Consider the following 19,868-nt stretch of genomic DNA (forward strand, 5'->3'; position numbering starts at 1 on the left):
CCGGGTTTCAGCCTTGCAGGGCTACCAGGGCGCCTTGCAGGGCCGTCGGCAAGCTGGCGGGCTGGCCGGTGGCACGCTCGACGAACACCTGCACCATGCGCCCGGCGGCGCAGGGCTGAGCTTCACCGACCTTGAACAGGGCCAGTTGGTACTCCACCGAACTGCCGGCCACCCGCACCGCGCGCAGGCCGTCGTTGTCCTGCCAGCGGGTCGGCAGGGGGTGGACGTGGGGGTAGTGGTGGCGTTCGGGTGTGGCAGACATGAATGACCTGTATGCAGTGAAGGGGGCGGGAAGCATCCCACAACGAATTCAGAAGCACGGTGACAGTAAACCGTAGCAGGGCTGAATAGCATGGGCGCCTACTCGAAACATCCATGCGGTTGCGCCGCTACTGCGCAAGGCATAGACTCTAACTACGCCAATGGCGTACAAAGGTTGGCATGCTCTTCATCGAAACAAGCGTATTTACCAGCGACGTTTCAAGCCATCTCGACGATCACGAGTACCTGTCGCTTCAGGTGTATCTTGCCGAGCACCCTGAAGCAGGTGACCTGATCGAAGATACCGGCGGGCTGCGAAAAATTCGATGGGCAGCAAAAGGCAAAGGAAAAAGCGGCGGGGTTCGAGTGATCTATTACTACGCCGTGTCAGCCAGCCAGATCCGTTTGCTGCTTATCTACCGCAAAGGCATCCACGACACATTGACTAAAAAACAGAAAGCCGTACTTCGAAGCCTCAACCAAGGGTGGAAATGATGGACAGGAATCTTTTCGGTCGTCTCGTTGACAGCATGACCGAGATGGCTGAAATCGATCGTGGGGAGCGCAAACCTTCACGCGAGTTCCAGGTAGACGCCATGCGGGTCAGGGCCATACGCGAGGCAACCGGGCTTACCCAGGAAAGATTTGCGCAGTGTATCGATGTACCGCTGGGTACGTTGCGCAATTGGGAGCAAGGACGCCGTGCTCCAGAAGGGCCAGCACGGGCACTGCTGCGTGCGATTCACAATGACCCGGAACATGTTCTGGCCGCATTGGCCTGAATCACAGCCCAAACGAAAAAGCCGCCCATTCGGGCGGCTTTTTCTCAGCTGGCGAGCAGCAACTTACAGTTGCGGACCCGCTGCCTTGATGGCGTCGGAAACGTCGAACTTCTTGAAGTTCTCGATGAACAGCGAAGCCAGGCCCTTGGCCGCTTCGTCGTAGGCAGCGCTGTCAGCCCAGGTGTTGCGCGGGTTGAGCAGTACGGTTTCAACACCCGGTACCAGTTTCGGCACGTCCAGGTTGATGATGTCCAGGTGCTCGGTTTCAGCACCGACCAGTGCGCCGCTCTGGATGGCCGCGATCACCGCACGGGTGGTCGGGATGTTGAAGCGCTTGCCCACGCCGTAGCCACCACCGGTCCAGCCGGTGTTGACCAGGTACACCTTGGAACCGAAACCACGGATACGCTTGATCAGCAGTTCAGCGTATTCGCCAGCCGGACGCGGGAAGAACGGCGCGCCGAAGCAGGTGGAGAAGGTCGACTTGATGCCGCTGCCCGAACCCATTTCGGTGGAGCCCACCAGCGCGGTGTAACCGGACAGGAAGTGGTAGGCCGCCTGCTCTTCGCTGAGGATCGATACTGGTGGCAGTACGCCGGTCAGGTCGCAGGTCAGGAAGATCACTGCGTTGGGCTCGCCACCCAGGTTCTTCTCGGAACGCTTGGCAACGTGCTCGAGCGGGTAGGCCGCACGGCTGTTCTGGGTCAGGCTGACATCGGAGTAGTCAGCGTGCTTGGCGTCGTCGATGACGACGTTTTCCAGCACGGCACCATGCTTGATGGCTTTCCAGATGACCGGCTCGTTCTTCTCCGACAGGTCGATGCACTTGGCATAGCAACCGCCTTCGATGTTGAACACCACGCCCTCGCCCCAGCCGTGCTCGTCGTCACCGATCAGGTAACGGCTTTCGTCGGCCGACAGGGTGGTCTTGCCGGTGCCCGACAGGCCGAAGAACAGGGTCACGTCGCCTGCTTCGCCGATGTTGGCGGCGCAGTGCATCGGCAGCACGTCGGCAGCCGGCAGCAGGAAGTTCTGCACCGAGAACATGGCTTTCTTCATCTCGCCGGCGTAACGCATGCCAGCGATCAGTACCTTCTTCTGGGCGAAGTTGAGGATCACGCAACCGTCGGAGTTGGTGCCGTCACGCTCGGGCACGCATTCGAAGTTGGCGACATTGAGCACTTGCCACTCATCACGACCGGCCGGGTTGTACTGCGCCGGGTTGATGAACAGGCAACGGCCGAACAGGTTCTGCCAGGCAGTCTGGGTGGTCATGCGTACCGGCAGGTAGTGCTCGGCAGCCGCACCTACGTGCACGTGGGAAACGAAATGATCCTGGGCGTTGTTGAACGCCTCGACGCGGTCCCACAGGGCATCGAACTTGTCGGCCGGGAACTTGCGGTTGATCGGGCCCCAGGCGATGGCAGACGAGGTGGACGGCTCGTCGACGATGAAACGGTCGACCGGCGAACGACCGGTACGGTGACCAGTTTTCACGACCAGCGCGCCCGTATCGGCCAGCTCGCCTTCACCGCGGTTCAGCGCTTCTTTTACCAGTTCATCGACGCTCAGGTCGGTGTACACGGTGTTGTTGGCTTGCGTCATGAGATTCCCCATCCGGCCTGCGGCCGAGTGCTCCGAACGTTTTGTAGTAGAGCTTTTAAAACTACTACAGCGAAAAAAGTGGCGGGATTATGCCAGAAACGCCCAAAAAAAGTAGGGCCCTCCTGTCAGAACGGCGTGTTTCCGGCGTTCGACAGGAGATTTACCTGAGCTTAAACGTTTTAGTGACGAGTATCTGACGGTGCGTCAACACCCCCGCCGGCGAACAATTGTGCGATTTCGGTTTCATCGAACAGGTAGCGCTGGTTGCAGAACTGGCAGTCGATTTCGATCGCCCCGCCATGCTCGGCCGCCAGGGCCAGGGCATCGTCCTGGCCGAGGCTGACCAGCGCGTTGCCCGAGCGCTCACGCGAGCAACTGCAGCGGAACTGCAGCGGCTGGATATCGAACAGGCGCACGGCATCCTCGTGGTACAGACGGTGCAGCACGGTCTCGTTGTCCAGGCCCAGTTGCTCTTCGGCCTTCAGCGTGTTGGCCAGGGCCGTGACGTGCTTCCAGCTGTCTTCGCGGTCGTCCTCGTCCTTCTGGCGGTCGGCCGGCAACTGCTGCAGCAGCAGGCCGCGGGCGCGCTGGCCATCGGCGTTGAGCCAGAAGCGCGTGCCCACCTGCTGGGACATCACGAAGTAGTTGGTGAAGCACTCCGAGAGGTTCTCGCCATCCAGGTCGACAATGCCCTGGTAGCGCTGGCCCTGCGCCGGGTCGATGGTCAGCGCCAGCTGGCCATCGGGCATCAGGTCGCCCAGGGTGGCATCGGGGGCGATCTGCTCGGCGTGGTAGCGAGCCAGGCCACGGATGTCGCGCTCGCTGGAGCACTCGATCATCAGCAGCGGGATCGGCCCTTCGGAGCGTGCCTGCAGGATCAGCAGGCCGTCGAACTTGAGCGCGCCCACCAGCAGCGCCGCCGCGGCCATCAGCTCACCGAGCAGTTGCGCCACCGGCTGCGGGTAGGGGTGCTTGGCCAGGACTTCGGCGTAGCTGCGCTCGAGCGAAACCAGTTCGCCGCGTACGTCGCGCTCGTCGAAGATGAAGCGTTGGGTGAAGTCGGTATCTGGCAAATCGGACATGGTTTCTGGCTTTCTGAAAGATGACAAAATAATTTCAAGGGCCTATAAAGCCCCGTTTAGAGCACCAGAATGGTGCGAACGATAGCGCTGTAAAAGAGGTAGTTTATGGACAATCCACCCCTGTTCCAAGCCAGGTGGGCTTGGGGCCCCCTGTGTCTGGCTACGTTGATTCCCGTTGCACTACTGTGTTTCTGGTTATGGCCCGTTGGCCAGGCCCTTTGCATGGCGCTCGACGAATGGCTGTTCCACGCCCTCAATCGCCCACTGGCCGACAACACCCTGTGGCGCAGCATCTGGACCCTGGGCAGCCTGCGCCCGTTCGACATCGTGGTCGGGCTCATCATGCTGATGCTGCTGATTCGCGGCGACTGGGTATTCAAGGCCGTCGAGGTGCGCCGGGCTTTTTTCGGCTTCCTGGTGACCCTGCTGGTGCTGGTGGTGATCCGCGCCCTGTTCTCCAAGCTGGTACGCCTGATGGGCTGGCAGCACCATAGCCCGTCGATGGTGTTCAGTGACGCCATCATGCTCAGCGACTACTACCCGGCGCTCGAAGCGCGCTGGGAGCTCAAGGACCGTTCCAGCCAGAGCTTCCCCGGCGACCACGCCTCGGTGCTGCTGCTGTGGGCACTGTTCATGAGCCTGTTCAGCCGCCGCCTGATGCAGCATGTGCTGATCTGGGCACTGGCGGTGCTGTTCATGCTGCCACGCCTGGTGGCGGGTGCCCACTGGGGCCAGGACGACTATATCGGCGGCCTGGGCATGGCCATCCTGGCGCTGGGCTGGAGTTACTATACGCCGTTTGCTGCCCGGACCAGCGCCGGCCTGGTGCGTGTCACCGCGCCCTTGTTCGGTTGGCTGGCACGGCTGCCGCTGCTCGGCCGCCTGAGCGTGATCGGCGCGCGGGGCTAACCGGCGCTGTCGTGCAACTGATGTAGCTGGCGGCGCTGCTTCTTGGTGGGCCGCCCGTCGGTGCTTACCCCAAGGGCGCCGGCCTTGCGCAGCGCCGCGGCCTGCTCGCGGCGTGCCAGGCTCTGTGCGGTCTCCTCGTACAGCGCCTGTGCCTCGGGTGCGCCGCGGCGCACCACCGACAGCGCCGTGACCACCACGGTACGCTCGTCGAAACCGGTACGCAGCACGAACTCGTCACCCACCCGCGGCTCCTTGCCCGGCTTGCAACGCTCGCCCCGACAATGCACCTTGCCGCTCTCGATCGCCGCCTTGGCCAGGGCGCGGGTCTTGTAGAAGCGCGCCGCCCACAACCATTTGTCCAGGCGAACCTTGTCGTCCTCTTCCGGCTTTTGTGCCATGGCATTTCCCCGATTCATTTGTTTCATGGAACTGTACTACCGTAACTGGCGGATGCAAAAAATACGCGGCGTGCTTACAGTTCACCGACTTTTACCCAGGTTGTGCATCTTGAAGACATTTGACCATTTGAGCGTGATCGGCCTGCGCGAGTGGGTGGCCTTGCCCGACCTCGGCGTGGCAGGCCTGCGCGCCAAGATCGACACCGGCGCCAGCACCTCCAGCCTGCACGCCACCGAAGTGGAAACCTTCGAACGCGATGGTGAAACCTGGGTCCGCTTCAACGCGCACCTGGGTTCGGTGGTACAACTGCGTCACCGGCGCTGCGAAGCGCCGCTGGTGACGATGAAGACCATCAAGAGCTCCAATGGCCATGCCCAGACCCGCTACGTGATCCGCACGCCCCTGGCGCTCGGCGACCGGGTGTGGGAAGTGGAGTTCACCCTGGCCTGCCGCAAGGCCATGCGCTATCGCCTGCTGCTCGGCTCCAAGGCCCTGGTACACGGCCAGCTGGTGGTCAACCCGGGCCTCAAATACGTACAGGACAAGCCGGCCTCTCCGGCCACCATTACCCCCTCCACAGGTGTTGCATGAAGATCGCTGTGCTGTCGCGGAACCCGCGTCTGTATTCCACTCGTCGTCTGGTCGAAGCCGGTACGCAACGAGGCCATGAAATGGTTGTGATCGATACCCTGCGCGCCTACATGAACATCGCCAGCCACAAGCCGCAGATCCACTATCGCGGCAAGCCGCTGGAAGGGTTCGACGCCGTCATCCCGCGCATCGGCGCGTCGGTGACCTTCTATGGCTGCGCGGTGCTGCGCCAGTTCGAGATGATGGGCGTGTTCCCGCTCAACGAATCGGTGGCCATCGCCCGCTCGCGGGACAAGCTGCGCTCGCTGCAACTGCTGTCGCGCCGTGGCATCGGCCTGCCGGTCACCGGCTTTGCCCATTCGCCCGACGACATTCCCGACCTGATCCAGATGGTCAACGGCGCCCCCCTGGTGATCAAGGTGCTCGAGGGCACCCAGGGCATCGGCGTGGTGCTGTGCGAAACCACCAAGGCGGCCGAGTCGGTGATCGAGGCCTTCATGGGCCTGAAGCAGAACATCATGGTGCAGGAGTACATCAAGGAGGCCGGTGGCGCCGACATTCGCTGCTTTGTGGTGGGCGACAAGGTGATCGCCTCGATGAAGCGCCAGGCCAAGCCCGGCGAGTTCCGTTCCAACCTGCACCGGGGCGGCACCGCCAGCCTGATCAAGGTCACCCCGGAAGAGCGCATGACCGCCATCCGCGCTGCCAAGGTCATGGGCCTGAGCGTGGCCGGCGTGGATATCCTGCGCTCCAATCACGGCCCGCTGGTGATGGAGGTCAACTCCTCGCCGGGCCTGGAAGGCATCGAGGTCACCACCGGCAAGGACGTGGCCGGGATGATCATCGAACACCTGGAGAAGAACGGCGGGCCGAACCTGACCCGCACCAAGGGCAAGGGCTGAGCCCTTGCGTCCCTAGACCGCGTCGCGTGGCAGCAGCAGGCCCAGGGGCAAGCGTACCCGCGCCTCGATGCCGCCACCGGAACGGTTGCGCAGCTCCACATTGCCGCCGTGCTGGGCGGCGATGCGCTTGACGATAGCCAGGCCCAGGCCGGTGCCCTTGCCGCTGCGGGCGCGATCACCGCGAATGAACGGATTGAAGATCGCCTCCAGCTCACCCGGATCGATGCCGGCGCCGCGGTCGAGCACGCTCAGCACCACGTAGGGCGCGCTGGTGTCACCCGAGACATAGGCCGCCACTTCCACGCCCTGCCCGGCGTGATGCAGCGCATTGCCGATCAGGTTGTTGAGCAGGCGCTTGATCGAAACCCGGCGCAGCGGAAACGGCGGTATCGGCTCCAGGCACAGCCGCACCTGCTCTTCGGGCTGGTTGAACGGCGCGACCACCTCGCGAACCAGGTCGCTGAGGTCCACCTCCTCGACCGGCTCGTCGCGGCCATCGCGGATGAACGCCAGGAACTGGTCGAGAATCGCGTCCATGTCCTCGATGTCGCGCACCATGTCGTCGGTCAGGTCGCTTTCGTTGGCCAGCAGCGACAGCGACAGGCGCAGGCGCGTCAGCGGCGTGCGCAGGTCATGGGACACCCCGGCCAGCATCAGCTCACGCTCGCGCCCCGCCTGCTCGACATCCTCTGCCATCTGGTTGAAAGCCCGGTAGACCTCGGTCATCTCGCTGGGCGTGTCGCTGATCGGCAGGCGCACGCTGCGCCCCTGGCCCAGTTGCCGGGCGGCGAACACCAGGCGCTTGAGCGGCTGGTTGAGCTGGCGCACGAAGATCCAGGCCGAAGCCGTGGACAACAGGCCGATGGCCAGGAACCAGCCCAGCACGTTCCAGATCTTCTGGCCGCGCAACGGGTGCGGGTACAGCGGCACCTTCAGCCAGCCATCGCCCAGGCTCGGGGCCTGTACCCACAGCGCCGGCGGCGCATGGATGCGCAGGCGCACCTCGGTGTCCTCGCCCAGTTCGGCCTGCATCTGGCGCTGGTAGATCTCGCTGTAGGGCCAGTGCTGCTCACCCTCGGGCACACCGGTGCCGACCACCCGCTTCAAGCCGGCGGCTTCGGCAATCTTCTCGCGGTTTTCCTCATCGGCCGCCCAGTAGGCGCGCAGCGTCAGTGCGACGCCATGGCTGTACTGGCGGTCCACCAGCACGTCCTCGTTCATCAGCAGGTACACCAGCGTCAGTGCCTTGGAGAACAGCACCACGGCCAGCACCAGCCACAGCGTGCGGGCGAAGAAGCTTTGGGGGAACCACAATGGCGTTTTCATGGGCGACGGCTACACGGTTGGCAGGAGCGAGCGCGGCTCGCAGGCGTTGCGGATTTCGGCACAGGCAAAAACAGGGCAACCCGAGGGGCGCCCTGCCTATGCTGACCTGCTCCTGTACAAGGCTTCACTTGCCGGCATTGCCATCCGGCACGAAGACATAGCCCACACCCCAGACGGTCTGGATATAGCGTGGCTTGGAAGGGTCGGGTTCGATCATGCGGCGCAAACGCGAGATCTGCACATCGATGGAGCGCTCCAGGGCGTCCCACTCGCGACCGCGCGCCAGGTTCATCAGCTTGTCGCGGGTCAGCGGCTCGCGGGCATGCATCACCAGCGCCTTGAGCACCGCGAATTCGCCGGTGGTGAGCATGTGCACTTCGTCGCCGCGCTTGAGTTCGCGGGTGGCCAGCGACAGCGCGTAGTCGCCGAAGGTGACGGTTTCGTCCTCGCTGCCTGGTGCGCCCGGTACCACCGGGGCCTGACGACGCAGCACGGCCTTGACCCGCGCCATCAGTTCGTCGGGGTTGAACGGCTTGGCCAGGTAGTCGTCGGCGCCCAGTTCCAGGCCCTTGATGCGGCTGAGTTCGTCACCCTTGGCGGTGAGCATGATGATCGGCACCTGGTTGTTTGCCCCGCGCAGGCGCTTGCAGGCGGTCAGGCCGTCTTCGCCGGGAAGCATCAGGTCGAGCACGATCAGGTTGAACACTTCACGCGCCAGCAGGCGGTCCATCTGTTCGGTGTTGGGTACGGCGCGGGCACGGTAGCCCTTGCTGGTGAAGAAACGCTCCAGCAGGCTGCTCAGGCCCGGGTCGTCATCGACGATGAGGATTTTCTCGCCTTCGGCGGGTTGTGCAGTGCTGCTCATGGGTAGCTCCTTTAATCTCGGCGGGCATTATGGCTTAGGCGCCATTTGAGCGTGCCGTGTGCATTGTTAGCAGATTTTTCCCAAGTCGCCAGCGGCATGCCCCGACAGGCTGGCGCGCCGCGATCCCCGCAAGCCCGGATCGCTGGGTATAATGCGCCGCTTTGATCCAGCGTCGCCCTGCTCGAGCGCGCCCCGTGGCGCCGGCCTGCGGCCTTTGCATTCACGAATTGTCAGGTGGTTTTATGGACAGCATCAACAGCCGCATCGCCGAGGAACTCGGTGTCCGCCCGCAACAGGTCGAAGCGGCCGTGGCTCTACTTGATGAAGGCTCCACGGTGCCCTTTATCGCCCGTTACCGTAAAGAAGTGACCGGCAGCCTGGACGACACCCAACTGCGCAACCTGGAAGAGCGCCTGCGCTACCTGCGCGAACTCGACGACCGCCGCGCCAGCATCCTGGCCAGCATCGAGGAGCAGGGCAAGCTGACCCCGGAGCTGGCCCGCGAGATCAAGCTGGCCGACACCAAGACCCGCCTCGAAGACCTTTACCTGCCGTACAAGCAGAAGCGCCGCACCAAGGGCCAGATCGCCCTGGAAGCCGGCCTGGGCGAGCTGGCCGACGGCCTGTTCAACGACCCGCAGCTGAACCCGGAAACCGAAGCGGCGCGCTTCGTCGACGCCGAAAAAGGCGTGGCCGACGTCAAGGCGGCCCTCGAAGGCGCCAAGTACATCCTCATGGAGCGCTTCGCCGAAGACGCCAGCCTGCTGGCCAAGCTGCGCAACTTCCTCAAGCAGGAATCGGTGCTCAGCGCTCGCCTGGTGGCCGGCAAGGAAGAGGAAGGGGCAAAGTTTCGCGACTACTTCGAACACGACGAGCCGCTCAAGAGCGCGCCCTCGCACCGCGCCCTGGCGATCTTCCGCGGGCGCAACGAAGGCGTGCTGTCGGCCAGCCTCAAGGTCGGCGAAGAGCTGCCCGGCACCCTGCACCCCTGCGAAATGATGATCGGCGAGCACTTCGGCGTGAAAAACCAGAACCGCCCAGCCGACAAGTGGCTGGGCGAAGTGGTGCGCTGGACCTGGAAGGTCAAGCTCTACACGCACCTGGAAACCGACCTGTTCGGCGAGCTGCGCGACAACGCCGAGAGCGAGGCGATCAACGTGTTCGCCCACAACCTGCATGACCTGCTGCTGGCCGCCCCGGCCGGCCCGCGCACCACCCTGGGCCTGGACCCGGGCCTGCGCACCGGCTGCAAGGTGGCGGTGGTGGATGCCACCGGCAAACTGCTCGACACCGCCACGGTGTACCCGCACGTACCCAAGAACCAGTGGGACCAGACCATCGCCGTGCTCGCCGCCCTGTGCGCCAGGCACAAGGTCGAGCTGATCGCCATCGGCAACGGCACCGCCAGCCGTGAAACCGACAAGCTGGCCGCCGAGCTGATCAAGAAATACCCAGCCTTGAAGATGACCAAGATCATGGTCTCCGAAGCCGGCGCCTCGGTGTACTCGGCCTCCGAGCTGGCGGCCAAGGAATTCCCCGACCTGGACGTGTCGATCCGCGGCGCGGTGTCGATTGCCCGTCGCCTGCAGGACCCGCTGGCCGAACTGGTCAAGATCGACCCCAAATCCATCGGTGTGGGCCAGTACCAGCACGACGTGTCGCAACTCAAGCTGGCCCGTGGCCTGGATGCGGTGGTCGAGGACTGCGTGAACGCCGTGGGCGTGGACGTCAACACCGCCTCGGTGGCGCTGCTGGCACGCATCTCGGGCCTCAACAGCACCCTGGCGCAGAACATCGTGGCACACCGCGATGCCAACGGTGCCTTCAAGACCCGCGCCGCGCTGAAAAAGGTCAGCCGCCTGGGCGAGAAGACCTTCGAGCAGGCCGCAGGCTTCTTGCGCGTGATGAACGGCGACAACCCGCTGGACGCCTCGGCGGTGCACCCTGAAGCCTACCCGCTGGTACAGCGCATCGCCGCCGACACCGACCGCGACATCCGCTCGCTGATCGGCGACAGCGGCTTTCTCAAGCGCCTGGACCCGAAAAAATTCACCGACGAAACCTTCGGCCTGCCGACCGTCACCGACATCCTGCAAGAGCTGGACAAGCCCGGCCGCGACCCGCGCCCCGAGTTCAAGACCGCCGAGTTCCAGGAAGGCGTCGAAGACCTCAAGGACCTGCAACTGGGCATGATCCTCGAAGGCGTGGTCACCAACGTGACCAACTTCGGCGCCTTCGTCGACATCGGCGTGCACCAGGACGGCCTGGTACACATCTCGGCGCTGTCGGAGAAGTTCATCAAGGACCCGCGTGAAGCGGTCAAGGCCGGCGACGTGGTCAAGGTCAAGGTCATGGAAGTGGACATTCCGCGCAAACGCGTGGGCCTGTCGATGCGCATGGGCGACACCCCGGGCGAGAAAATCGACGGCGCCCGCGGCAGCCGCCCGGGCTCGGCACCGCGCCAGCAGCAGCCGGCACGCGCCAAGGAGACCCCGGCCCCGGCCAACAACGCCATGGCCTCGCTGTTCGCCAACGCCAAGCAGTTGAAGAAGAAGTGACCGACCTGCCCGAAGAGCAGGTGCGCAGCGCATTCAGCCAACTGCTCGGCTGTCGCCTGCAACGCCTCGACCAGGGCGTTGCCGAGGTGGCCCTGGCCCTTGAGCCGCACCTGCGCAACCGCGGCGGCAAGCTGCATGGCGGGGCGATCTTCAGCCTGGTCGACATCGCCATGGGCCTGGCCTGCTCCAGCGCCCATGGCTTCGACAAGCAGAGCGTCACCGTGGAATGCAAGATCAACTACCTGCGTCCGGTCAGCGAGGGCGAGGTGCTGTGCGTGGCCCGCGTGCTGCAGGCCGGGCGGCGCATCCTGGTGGTCGATGCCGACGTGCTGCAAGGCGAAAAACTGATGGCCAGGGCCCAGGGCACCTTCACCGTGCTCTAGCCGCAAACGCCCAATGTGCGGTACTTTCGGCAGTGCGCGGGCACTGCCGGAACCCTGCGAAAACCAGGCGACCACGCCAGTTCCTCTGTCCACCCTTGTAGACCGTCGTTTCCACCCCCATATTGGGGCGACTGACGCGTGAAGGAATCCATCTTGAGCGAACTTCTCAACCGCCGCCTGAGCCTGCTCGGCCAGGGCGACAACCTCTCCCTGCTCAAGCAGTGCCTGCACGGCATCGAGCGTGAATGCCTGCGCGTGACCGAGGACGGTCGTCTGGCCCAGACCCCGCACCCCGAAGCCCTGGGCGCGGCCCTGACCCACGAGCAGATCACCACCGACTATTCCGAGTCGCTGCTGGAGTTCATCACCCCTGCCCTGGCCGACCCTGCCCAGACCCTCGAAAGCCTCGAGAACATCCATCGCTTCGCCTACAGCAAGCTCGGTAACGAGTACCTGTGGAGCCCGTCGATGCCCTGCCCGCTGCCGGCCGAGGAAGACATCCCGATCGCCTGGTACGGCACCTCGAACATCGGTCAGCTCAAGTACGTGTACCGCAAGGGCCTGGCCCTGCGCTACGGGCGCACCATGCAGTGCATTGCCGGCATCCACTACAATTTTTCGCTGCCAGAACAGATCTGGCCGCTGCTGCGCCAGGCCGAAGGCCAGGCGGGCGACGACCGCGACAACCAGTCGTCGGCGTACATCGCACTGATCCGCAACTTCCGTCGCTACAGCTGGCTGCTGATGTACCTGTTCGGCGCCTCCCCGGCGCTGGACGCAGGCTTCCTGCGCGGCCGCGCGCACCAGCTCGAACAATTCGATGCCGACACCCTGTACCTGCCCTACGCCACCAGCCTGCGCATGAGCGACCTGGGTTACCAGAGCAACGCCCAGGCCGGCCTGACGCCGTGCTACAACAACCTGGCCAGCTACACCGACAGCCTGCGCAAGGCCGTCGCCACGCCCTATGCGCCGTATGTCGAGATCGGCACGCACAAGGATGGCGAGTGGGTGCAGCTGAACACCAACATCCTGCAGATCGAAAACGAGTACTACTCCAACATCCGCCCCAAGCGCGTGACCTACAGCGGCGAGCGGCCGATCCAGGCGCTGATGGCCCGCGGCATCCAGTACATCGAAGTGCGCTGCCTGGACATCAATCCGTTCCTGCCCACCGGCATCGACCTCACCGAAGCGCGCTTCCTCGACGCCTTCCTGCTGTTCTGCGCACTGGAGCAGAGCCCGCTACTGGACAACGGCGAGTGCGGCCAGTGCACCAGCAACTTCCTCAGCGTGGTCAAGCAGGGCCGCAAGCCTGGCCTGGAGCTGCAACGTGACGGCCAGCCGGTCGCGCTCAAGCAGTGGGCCGACGAGCTGCTGCAACGTATCGCCCCGCTGGCCGAACTGCTCGACCGCAGCCACGCCAGCGACGAGCACGCCAAGGCCCTGGCCGCGCAGGCGGCCAAGGTCAGCGACCCGTCGCTGACGCCGTCGGCCCAGGTGCTGGCGAGCATGACCGAGCACAAGGAGAGCTTCAGCCGCTTCTCCCTGCGCCAGAGCCAGGCGCATGCCGACTACTTGCGCGGCACGCCGCTGAGCAGCGAGGCGCAGCAGCGTTTCGAGGCCCTGGCGCGTGAATCGCTGGAGGCCCAGGCCACCCTGGAGCGCGAAGAGGACGTGGTCGATTTCGACCTGTTCGTGGGCGCCTACCAGGCCAGCATCCTGGCGATCAGCAACTGACATGAGCCGTGCAGCCACGCCCCGCAAACCGCGCGCTGCCAGCCAGGCCCGGATCGACTCGATCCTGGCCGCCGCACGCGACCTGCTGGCCAGCGAAGGCGTGGCCAGCCTGTCGATCTATGCAGTGGCCGAACGCGCACAGATCCCGCCCTCGTCGGTGTACCACTTCTTCGCCAGTGTGCCGGCGCTGCTCGAAGCCTTGACGGCGGATGTGCACAGCGCCTTTCGCGCCTGCCTGCAGGCGCCGATCGAGCCTGGCAGCCTGCAGCACTGGGGCGACCTGTCGCGCCTGGTGGAGCAGCGCATGCTGAGCATCTACAACCAGGATGCGGCGGCGCGCCAGCTGATTCTGGCGCAGCATGGGCTGAGCGAAGTGACCCAGGCCGACCGCCAGCACGACATCGAGCTGGGCGACCTGATGCACAAGCTGTTTGCCGAGCACTTCCGGCTGCCGGCGTTGCCGGACGATGTGGATGTGTTTGCCCTGGCGATGGAGCTGGGAGACCGGGTGTATGCCCGTTCGGTGCAGCTGCACGGGCAGATCACCCCGCGCATGGCGGAGGAAGGAATGCGGGTGTTCGATGCGTACCTGGGGTTGTATCTGCCGCCCTTTCTGCCCAAACGCTGACGGCCTCATCGCTGGTCAAGCCCGCTCCCACAAGGTAATCGCCGTCCTTGAGAACGGCGGGACACCTGTGGGAGCGGGCTTGACCCGCGATGCAGACGGCGCGGTCTCAGAGCTTGGCGATCGACACTTCAGTCGACTTCACGAACGCAATCACCTCACTGCCCACCACCAGTTCCAGCTCCTTGACCGAACGGGTGGTGATCACCGAGGTGACGATGCCCGATGCCGTCTGCACGTCGATTTCCGACAGTACAGGGCCTTCCAGGATTTCTTTCACAGTGCCTTTGAACTGGTTACGTACGTTGATCGCTTTGATGGTCATGTGCAGGTTTCCTTTTAAAGACGAAAGATCAATGGGCCCAGCGCAGTTGCGTGGGCAAAGGTGCTACGGGTTCAGGCTCGGGCGGGGTGCCCGGCACCGACAGGACACGGTTCAGCACTTCGGTTTCCAGCGCCGCCAGGCGATGCGAGCCGCGTGCCCGCGGACGCGGCAGGTCGACCAGCAGGTCCAGGCCGATCTCGCCGTCCTCGATCAGGATCACCCGATCGGCCACGGCCACCGCTTCGCTGACGTCATGGGTCACCAGCAACACGGTGAAGCCGTGCTTGCGCCACAGGTTCTCGATCAGTTGCTGCATCTCGATCCGGGTCAGCGCATCCAGTGCGCCCAGCGGCTCGTCCAGCAGCAGCAGGCGCGGCTGGTGAATCAGCGCACGGGCCAGGGCCACGCGCTGCTTCTGCCCACCGGACAACGCCGCCGGCCACTCGTTGGCCCGGTCTGCCAGGCCCACCGCCTCCAGCGCCTGCAACGCACGCTCACGCCAGTTGCCGGTGAGCCCCAGGCCGACGTTGTCGATGACTTTCTTCCAGGGCAGCAGGCGCGCCTCCTGGAACATAAGCCGGGTGTCCTCGCGGGCATCGCTGAGCGCCGCAGAGCCGGCCAGCAGCTCGCCGGCACTGGGCTGGTCGAGCCCGGCCAGCAGACGCAGCAGGGTGCTCTTGCCGCAGCCGCTACGGCCGACGATGGCAACGAACTGGCCCGCCGGGATGTGCAAGTCGATATCGCGCAGCACCTGACGTTGGCCAAAGGTCTTTTGCAACTTGTGCACGGCCAGCGGTATTCCGCGCAGCAGCCGTGGCGGTTGTTCCTTGAGCACGGTCATGCGCCGTCTCCCTTGCTGACTTGATAGGCCGGGTGCCAGCGCAGCCATACACGCTCCAGGCCACGGGCGGCCAGGTCGGCGAGCTTGCCGAGCACGGCGTACAGCACGATCGCCAGCACCACCACGTCGGTTTGCAGAAATTCGCGGGCGTTCATCGCCAGGTAGCCGATGCCGGCGTTGGCCGAGATGGTTTCGGCCACGATCAGGGTCAGCCACATGAAGCCCAGCGCGAAGCGCACGCCCACCAGGATCGAGGGCAGCGCACCGGGCAGGATCACCTGGCGAAACAGCGCAAAACCGCTCAGGCCATAGCTGCGGGCCATCTCCACCAGCGCCGGATCGACGTTGCGGATGCCGTGGTAGGTGTTCAGGTAGATCGGGAACAGGGTGCCCAGGGCCACCAGGAAGATCTTCGCCGACTCGTCGATGCCGAACCACAGGATCACCAGCGGGATCAGCGCCAGGTGCGGCACGTTGCGGATCATCTGCACCGAGCTGTCGAGCAGGCGTTCGCCCCACTTCGACAGGCCGGTGATGAAGCCCAGCGCCAGGCCGATGCTGCCGCCGATCACGAAGCCGACCGCGGCGCGCCAGCCGCTGATGGCCAGGTGGGTCCAGATTTCGCCGCTGCGCACCAACTCTACGCCGGCACTGAGCACCGCGCTCGGCGCCGGCAGGATGCGCGTCGACAGCCAACCGGCACTGACCGCCAGCTGCCACACCGCCAGCAGCAGCACGGGCAGGGCCCACGGCGCCAGGCGATGCGACAAGGGAATGGAGGATCGTTTCATGCTTCGATCCTCACGCCTTGGCCGCGGCTTTGGGCAGGATGTCGTTGGCGACCATCTCACCGAACGGGCTTACGTAGTTGGCACCGGCCGGGGCCTCGGGGCGCTGGATGTCCAGGTGCGGGAACAGCAGTTCGGCCACGCGGTAGGACTCTTCCAAATGCGGGTAACCGGAAAAGATGAAGGTGTCGATACCCAGGTCGGCGTATTCCTTGACCCGTGCGGCCACGGTCGGGCCATCGCCGACCAGCGCGGTGCCGGCACCGCCACGCACCAGGCCGACCCCGGCCCACAGGTTGGGGCTGACCTCCAGGTTGTCGCGGTTGCCGCCATGCAGCGCAGCCATGCGTTGCTGGCCCACCGAGTCGAAGCGCGCCAGCGAGGCCTGGGCACGGGCAATGGTGTCGTCGTCCAGGTGCGAGATCAGGCGCTCGGCCGCTTGCCAGGCCTCGGCGTTGGTCTCGCGCACGATCACGTGCAGGCGGATACCGAAACGAACGCTACGGCCCTGCTGGGCGGCCTTGGCGCGCACCTGTTCGATTTTCTCGGCCACGGCGGCCGGTGGCTCGCCCCAGGTCAGGTACAGCTCGACCTGTTCGGCGGCGAGGTCTTGCGCCGCTTCCGACGAGCCACCGAAGTACAGCGGCGGGCGTGGCTGTTGCACCGGCGGGTAGAGCAGCTTGGCGCCTTTTACCTTGATGTGCTGGCCATCGTAGTCGACGGTTTCGCCTTCCAGCACGCGGCGCCAGATGCGGGTGAATTCCACCGAGGCCTGGTAGCGCTCTTCGTGACTGAGGAACAGGCCGTCGCCGGACAGCTCTTCCGGGTCGCCACCGGTCACCAGGTTGAACAGCGCACGGCCATTGGACAGGCGGTCGAGGGTCGCGGCCTGGCGTGCCGCCACGGTCGGCGAGATGATTCCCGGGCGCAGGGCCACCAGGAACTTCAGGCGCTGGGTCACCGGAATCAGCGACGCGGCCACCAGCCACGAGTCTTCGCACGAGCGGCCGGTAGGGATCAGCACGCCACCGAAGCCCAGACGGTCGGCGGCCTGGGCGATCTGTTGCAGGTAACCATGATCGACAGCGCGAGCACCTTCGGCGGTGCCAAGGTAATGACCGTCGCCGTGGGTTGGCAGAAACCAGAAAACATTGAGGCTCATTGGAGTTGTCTCCTAAGGGGTGGCGCAAGCCGGGGCGGCGCCCCGGTGCGGTCGAACGTCAAGGCGCGGTGGCGACCTTGGCCGGTGGCGTCCAGATCACATCCTTGATGCTCAGCGGCTTGGGAATCAGCTTCAGGGTATGGAAGGTGTCGGCGATCTTCTGCTGGGCGGTGACCACGTCCGGGGTCAGGAAATGCGCACCGTAGCCCTGGCGCTTGACCGAGGTCAGGGTGATGTCGGCCGGCAGGCCCAGCAGCGGCGCCACCTGGTCGGTGACCTCCTGCGGGTTGGCCTTGGACCACTCGCCCACCGCGCGCACCTCGTCCACCAGCGCGGCAATCACTTCAGGGTGCTGCTGCGCATAGGGCCGGGTGGCCAGATAGAACTGGTGGTTGTCGACGATGCCACTGCCATCGCGCAGGGTGCGTGCCTGCAACTGCTGCTCGGCGGCGGCCTGGTACGGGTCCCAGATGACCCAGGCGTCGACGCTGCCACGCTCGAACGCGGCGCGGGCATCGGCTGGCGGAAGGAATACCGGCGTGATGTCGGTGTACTTGAGGCCGGCGTCTTCCAGGGCGCGCACCAGCAGGTAGTGCACGTTGGAGCCCTTGTTCAGGGCGACCTTCTTGCCCTTGAGTTCCTTCACCGACTGGATCGGAGAACCCTTGGGCACCAGGATCGCCTCGCTGGTGGGGGCCGGTGGCTCGTAGGCCACGTAGAGCAGGTCGGCACCGGCGGCCTGGGCAAACACGGGCGGGGTTTCGCCGGTCACGCCAAAGTCGATGGAGCCCACGTTGAGGCCCTCGAGCAGCTGCGGGCCGCCGGGGAATTCAGTCCACTGCACCTGCACGCCCTGGGCAGCCAGGCGCTTTTCAAGGGAGCCCTTGGCCTTGAGCAGCACCAGGGTGCCGTACTTCTGGTAACCGATGCGCAGGCTCTCGGCCTGGGCTTGAGTGATGGCGCCGAAGGACACAGCCGCAGCAAACAGAGCGACCAGACCGCGACGCAAAACGACAGTGCGCATAGCGCTCTCCTTTTTGCTGTGGGGGTTCAGGCTGCACCTGCTTGCCCGTTGGCGGGCGAGTAAGGTGGGGTAAGACGGTAAAGCCGGTGTAGCGCTTCAGATGCTCCAGCGAGCACTGAGCAGACGTTCGTTGAGCAGGCCCGGGGCCACCGGCTTGGGGCGGCGCGCCAGGGCGCTGTGAAACAGCTCCAGCGATTCGTTGAGACGCTGCTCAAGCACCGGCGCCAATTGGGCGGCGGCGCTGCCTTCGCCGTAGGCGATCTGGCTGTCGTCGGCGAAGATCCCCTGCAGGGTCTCCTGGGCCTTGAGCGCCGAGAGCACCGGCTTGAGCGCGTAGTCCACCGCCAGCATGTGGGCGATGCTGCCACCGGTGGCGATGGGCAGAACCACCTTGTGTTCCAGCGCACGCTCGGGCAGCAGGTCGAGCAGGGTCTTCAGCGCACCGGCGAAAGACGCCTTGTATACCGGGGTGGCAACCACCAGGCCGTCGGCCTGGGCTACCAGTTGCAGGAAGTGCTGCACCGTGGGGCTGTCGAAACGTGCGTGCAGCAGGTCTTCGGCGGGGAAATCACGCACCTGGAAGCTCACCACTTCCACGCCCTGGCTGTTCAGCCATTGCCGCGCGCGGTCGAGCAGGACGCCGGAGCGCGAACGCAGACTGGGACTACCGCCGAGAGAAACAACCAGCATTGGAGCACTTCCTTGATCGTGTTCTAGAGGGCCGCGAGATTGGATCTCGCTGGAGTGGAGTGACCATAACAGCTCGGCATATATACCAATAAATCATATTTTTTCATTTGTTTATTCTATCTGGAACTATAAGAGCTTCGCCGGCAAGGCCGGCTCCTACAGGGGGCAGTGCAACCTTGCAGGAGCCGGCCCTGCCGGCGAAAGAGGCCCGCGCGGACATAAAAAAAGGGCCGTCGAAACGGCCCCGAAATGCCCTGCTGTGGCTACATCAAAACATTCAACGGTTAGGCTGCGGGGTCAGGCGCAGGTACGGCTTGACCGCCCGGTAGCCCTTCGGAAAGCGCCGCTTGATTTCCTCTTCGTCCTTGAGCGACGGCACGATCACCACCTCGTCACCGTCCTGCCAGTTGGCCGGGGTGGCGACCTTGTGGTTGTCGGTGAGCTGCAACGAATCGATCACCCGCAAAATCTCGTTGAAGTTGCGGCCGGTGCTGGCCGGGTAGGTGATGGTCAGGCGGATCTTCTTGTTCGGGTCGATCACGAACAGGGAGCGTACCGTCAGGGTGTCGCTGGCGTTGGGGTGGATCAGGTCGTACAGGTCCGACACCTTGCGGTCGGCGTCGGCCAGGATCGGGAAGTTGACGAGGGTGTTCTGGGTTTCATTGATGTCTTCGATCCAGCGGTGGTGCGAGTCCACCGGGTCGACCGACAGCGCGATGGCCTTGACCCCGCGCTCGGCGAACTGGTCCTTGAGCTTGGCGGTGAAGCCCAGTTCCGTGGTGCACACCGGGGTGAAGTCGGCGGGGTGCGAGAACAGCACGCCCCAGCTGTCGCCCAGCCACTCGTGGAAGCGGATCTTGCCCGCGCTGGAATCCTGTTCGAAATCGGGGGCGATATCGCCGAGTCTGAGGCTCATGGTGCGGCTCCTTGGCTGGGTTGTTTATGACCTCACTGTAGCCTGCCTGTGCATAAGGTTAAAAAGAATAAATATCGATTTATTTATAACTGAA

The 19,868-nt window shown here is 64.5% G+C and carries 22 protein-coding genes; 9 read left to right on the forward strand and 13 right to left on the reverse strand.

Annotated features, from left to right (window positions below; genetic code table 11):
* Nucleotides 1-7: 7 nt before the first annotated feature.
* Complete coding sequence (locus ACPRTJ_RS09030; RefSeq protein ID WP_426428638.1) at nucleotides 8-262, reverse strand: hypothetical protein; 255 nt, start codon at nucleotides 260-262, stop codon at nucleotides 8-10.
* A gap of 179 nt (nucleotides 263-441) precedes the next feature.
* Here ACPRTJ_RS09030 and ACPRTJ_RS09035 point away from each other — a divergent pair, with 179 nt between their 5' ends.
* On the forward strand, nucleotides 442-756 hold the full coding sequence (locus ACPRTJ_RS09035; RefSeq protein ID WP_043861628.1) for a hypothetical protein: 315 nt from the start codon (nucleotides 442-444) through the stop codon (nucleotides 754-756).
* Complete coding sequence (locus ACPRTJ_RS09040) at nucleotides 756-1,043, forward strand: helix-turn-helix domain-containing protein (protein ID WP_058541716.1); 288 nt, start codon at nucleotides 756-758, stop codon at nucleotides 1,041-1,043. The genes ACPRTJ_RS09035 and ACPRTJ_RS09040 overlap by 1 nt, the downstream gene beginning before the upstream one ends.
* A 63-nt stretch (nucleotides 1,044-1,106) precedes the next feature.
* Here the strand turns inward: ACPRTJ_RS09040 and ACPRTJ_RS09045 are convergent, their stop codons facing one another.
* Both ACPRTJ_RS09045 and hslO read right to left on the reverse strand, forming a co-directional pair.
* A complete protein-coding gene (locus tag ACPRTJ_RS09045) occupies nucleotides 1,107-2,648 on the reverse strand; it encodes a phosphoenolpyruvate carboxykinase (RefSeq protein ID WP_043861627.1) in 1,542 nt (513 codons plus the stop codon).
* A gap of 179 nt (nucleotides 2,649-2,827) precedes the next feature.
* Entirely contained in the window at nucleotides 2,828-3,730 is a 903-nt protein-coding gene (gene hslO, locus ACPRTJ_RS09050; RefSeq protein WP_043861626.1) for an Hsp33 family molecular chaperone HslO, read from the reverse strand.
* Between the two features lie 105 nt (nucleotides 3,731-3,835).
* Between hslO and ACPRTJ_RS09055 the strand changes: the two genes are divergently transcribed.
* Nucleotides 3,836-4,639, forward strand: a complete 804-nt coding sequence (locus ACPRTJ_RS09055) for a phosphatase PAP2 family protein (RefSeq protein WP_043861625.1) — start codon at nucleotides 3,836-3,838, stop codon at nucleotides 4,637-4,639.
* On the opposite strand, the gene ACPRTJ_RS09060 is transcribed toward ACPRTJ_RS09055, so the two are convergent.
* Nucleotides 4,636-5,037, reverse strand: a complete 402-nt coding sequence (locus ACPRTJ_RS09060; RefSeq protein ID WP_043861624.1) for an RNA-binding S4 domain-containing protein — start codon at nucleotides 5,035-5,037, stop codon at nucleotides 4,636-4,638. The two genes, ACPRTJ_RS09055 and ACPRTJ_RS09060, sit on opposite strands and share 4 nt — an antisense overlap.
* A 109-nt stretch (nucleotides 5,038-5,146) precedes the next feature.
* Here ACPRTJ_RS09060 and ACPRTJ_RS09065 point away from each other — a divergent pair, with 109 nt between their 5' ends.
* Entirely contained in the window at nucleotides 5,147-5,629 is a 483-nt protein-coding gene (locus ACPRTJ_RS09065; RefSeq protein WP_054915912.1) for an ATP-dependent zinc protease family protein, read from the forward strand.
* The gene (gene rimK / locus ACPRTJ_RS09070) at nucleotides 5,626-6,531 is read left to right on the forward strand and encodes a 30S ribosomal protein S6--L-glutamate ligase (RefSeq protein ID WP_043861622.1); all 906 of its coding nucleotides are present in this window, start codon (nucleotides 5,626-5,628) and stop codon (nucleotides 6,529-6,531) included. Before ACPRTJ_RS09065 ends, rimK begins: the two co-directional genes overlap by 4 nt.
* A 12-nt stretch (nucleotides 6,532-6,543) precedes the next feature.
* Here rimK and ACPRTJ_RS09075 read toward each other — a convergent pair whose 3' ends face one another.
* Both ACPRTJ_RS09075 and ompR read right to left on the reverse strand, forming a co-directional pair.
* Nucleotides 6,544-7,857 (reverse strand): ATP-binding protein, encoded by a 1,314-nt coding sequence (locus ACPRTJ_RS09075; protein ID WP_043861621.1) that lies wholly within the window; start codon nucleotides 7,855-7,857, stop codon nucleotides 6,544-6,546.
* 124 nt (nucleotides 7,858-7,981) lie between these two features.
* The gene (gene ompR / locus ACPRTJ_RS09080) at nucleotides 7,982-8,722 is read right to left on the reverse strand and encodes a two-component system response regulator OmpR (protein ID WP_043861620.1); all 741 of its coding nucleotides are present in this window, start codon (nucleotides 8,720-8,722) and stop codon (nucleotides 7,982-7,984) included.
* 242 nt (nucleotides 8,723-8,964) lie between these two features.
* Here ompR and ACPRTJ_RS09085 point away from each other — a divergent pair, with 242 nt between their 5' ends.
* The 4 genes from ACPRTJ_RS09085 to ACPRTJ_RS09100 all read left to right on the forward strand — a co-directional run bounded on the left by ACPRTJ_RS09085 (nucleotide 8,965) and on the right by ACPRTJ_RS09100 (nucleotide 14,031).
* Nucleotides 8,965-11,280, forward strand: coding sequence for a Tex family protein (locus tag ACPRTJ_RS09085; protein WP_058541685.1), 2,316 nt, complete (start codon nucleotides 8,965-8,967; stop codon nucleotides 11,278-11,280).
* Nucleotides 11,277-11,663: a PaaI family thioesterase gene (locus ACPRTJ_RS09090; protein ID WP_052504261.1), complete on the forward strand. Its 387-nt coding sequence runs from the start codon at nucleotides 11,277-11,279 to the stop codon at nucleotides 11,661-11,663. The genes ACPRTJ_RS09085 and ACPRTJ_RS09090 overlap by 4 nt, the downstream gene beginning before the upstream one ends.
* A 153-nt stretch (nucleotides 11,664-11,816) precedes the next feature.
* Nucleotides 11,817-13,403 (forward strand): glutamate--cysteine ligase, encoded by a 1,587-nt coding sequence (gshA, locus tag ACPRTJ_RS09095; protein WP_426428645.1) that lies wholly within the window; start codon nucleotides 11,817-11,819, stop codon nucleotides 13,401-13,403.
* Nucleotide 13,404: 1 nt separating this feature from the next.
* Entirely contained in the window at nucleotides 13,405-14,031 is a 627-nt protein-coding gene (locus ACPRTJ_RS09100; RefSeq protein WP_043861617.1) for a TetR/AcrR family transcriptional regulator, read from the forward strand.
* A gap of 106 nt (nucleotides 14,032-14,137) precedes the next feature.
* On the opposite strand, the gene ACPRTJ_RS09105 is transcribed toward ACPRTJ_RS09100, so the two are convergent.
* The 7 genes from ACPRTJ_RS09105 to ACPRTJ_RS09135 form a co-directional block, all read right to left on the reverse strand.
* Nucleotides 14,138-14,353, reverse strand: coding sequence for a TOBE domain-containing protein (locus tag ACPRTJ_RS09105; RefSeq protein WP_043861616.1), 216 nt, complete (start codon nucleotides 14,351-14,353; stop codon nucleotides 14,138-14,140).
* A 28-nt stretch (nucleotides 14,354-14,381) separates the two neighbouring features.
* On the reverse strand, nucleotides 14,382-15,194 hold the full coding sequence (ssuB, locus tag ACPRTJ_RS09110; RefSeq protein WP_043861615.1) for an aliphatic sulfonates ABC transporter ATP-binding protein: 813 nt from the start codon (nucleotides 15,192-15,194) through the stop codon (nucleotides 14,382-14,384).
* The gene (ssuC, locus tag ACPRTJ_RS09115) at nucleotides 15,191-15,985 is read right to left on the reverse strand and encodes an aliphatic sulfonate ABC transporter permease SsuC (RefSeq protein WP_043861614.1); all 795 of its coding nucleotides are present in this window, start codon (nucleotides 15,983-15,985) and stop codon (nucleotides 15,191-15,193) included. The genes ssuB and ssuC overlap by 4 nt, the downstream gene beginning before the upstream one ends.
* 10 nt (nucleotides 15,986-15,995) lie before the next feature.
* Nucleotides 15,996-17,144 (reverse strand): FMNH2-dependent alkanesulfonate monooxygenase, encoded by a 1,149-nt coding sequence (gene ssuD / locus ACPRTJ_RS09120; RefSeq protein ID WP_078481609.1) that lies wholly within the window; start codon nucleotides 17,142-17,144, stop codon nucleotides 15,996-15,998.
* A gap of 58 nt (nucleotides 17,145-17,202) precedes the next feature.
* Nucleotides 17,203-18,168, reverse strand: coding sequence for a sulfonate ABC transporter substrate-binding protein (locus ACPRTJ_RS09125; RefSeq protein WP_054915910.1), 966 nt, complete (start codon nucleotides 18,166-18,168; stop codon nucleotides 17,203-17,205).
* 96 nt (nucleotides 18,169-18,264) lie between these two features.
* Nucleotides 18,265-18,858, reverse strand: a complete 594-nt coding sequence (gene ssuE / locus ACPRTJ_RS09130; protein ID WP_043861611.1) for an NADPH-dependent FMN reductase — start codon at nucleotides 18,856-18,858, stop codon at nucleotides 18,265-18,267.
* Nucleotides 18,859-19,135: 277 nt separating this feature from the next.
* Nucleotides 19,136-19,774, reverse strand: coding sequence for a peroxiredoxin (locus ACPRTJ_RS09135; RefSeq protein ID WP_054915909.1), 639 nt, complete (start codon nucleotides 19,772-19,774; stop codon nucleotides 19,136-19,138).
* Nucleotides 19,775-19,868 lie beyond the last annotated feature (94 nt).

The organism is Pseudomonas palmensis, assembly GCF_049942755.1.
Classification (GTDB): domain Bacteria; phylum Pseudomonadota; class Gammaproteobacteria; order Pseudomonadales; family Pseudomonadaceae; genus Aquipseudomonas; species Aquipseudomonas palmensis.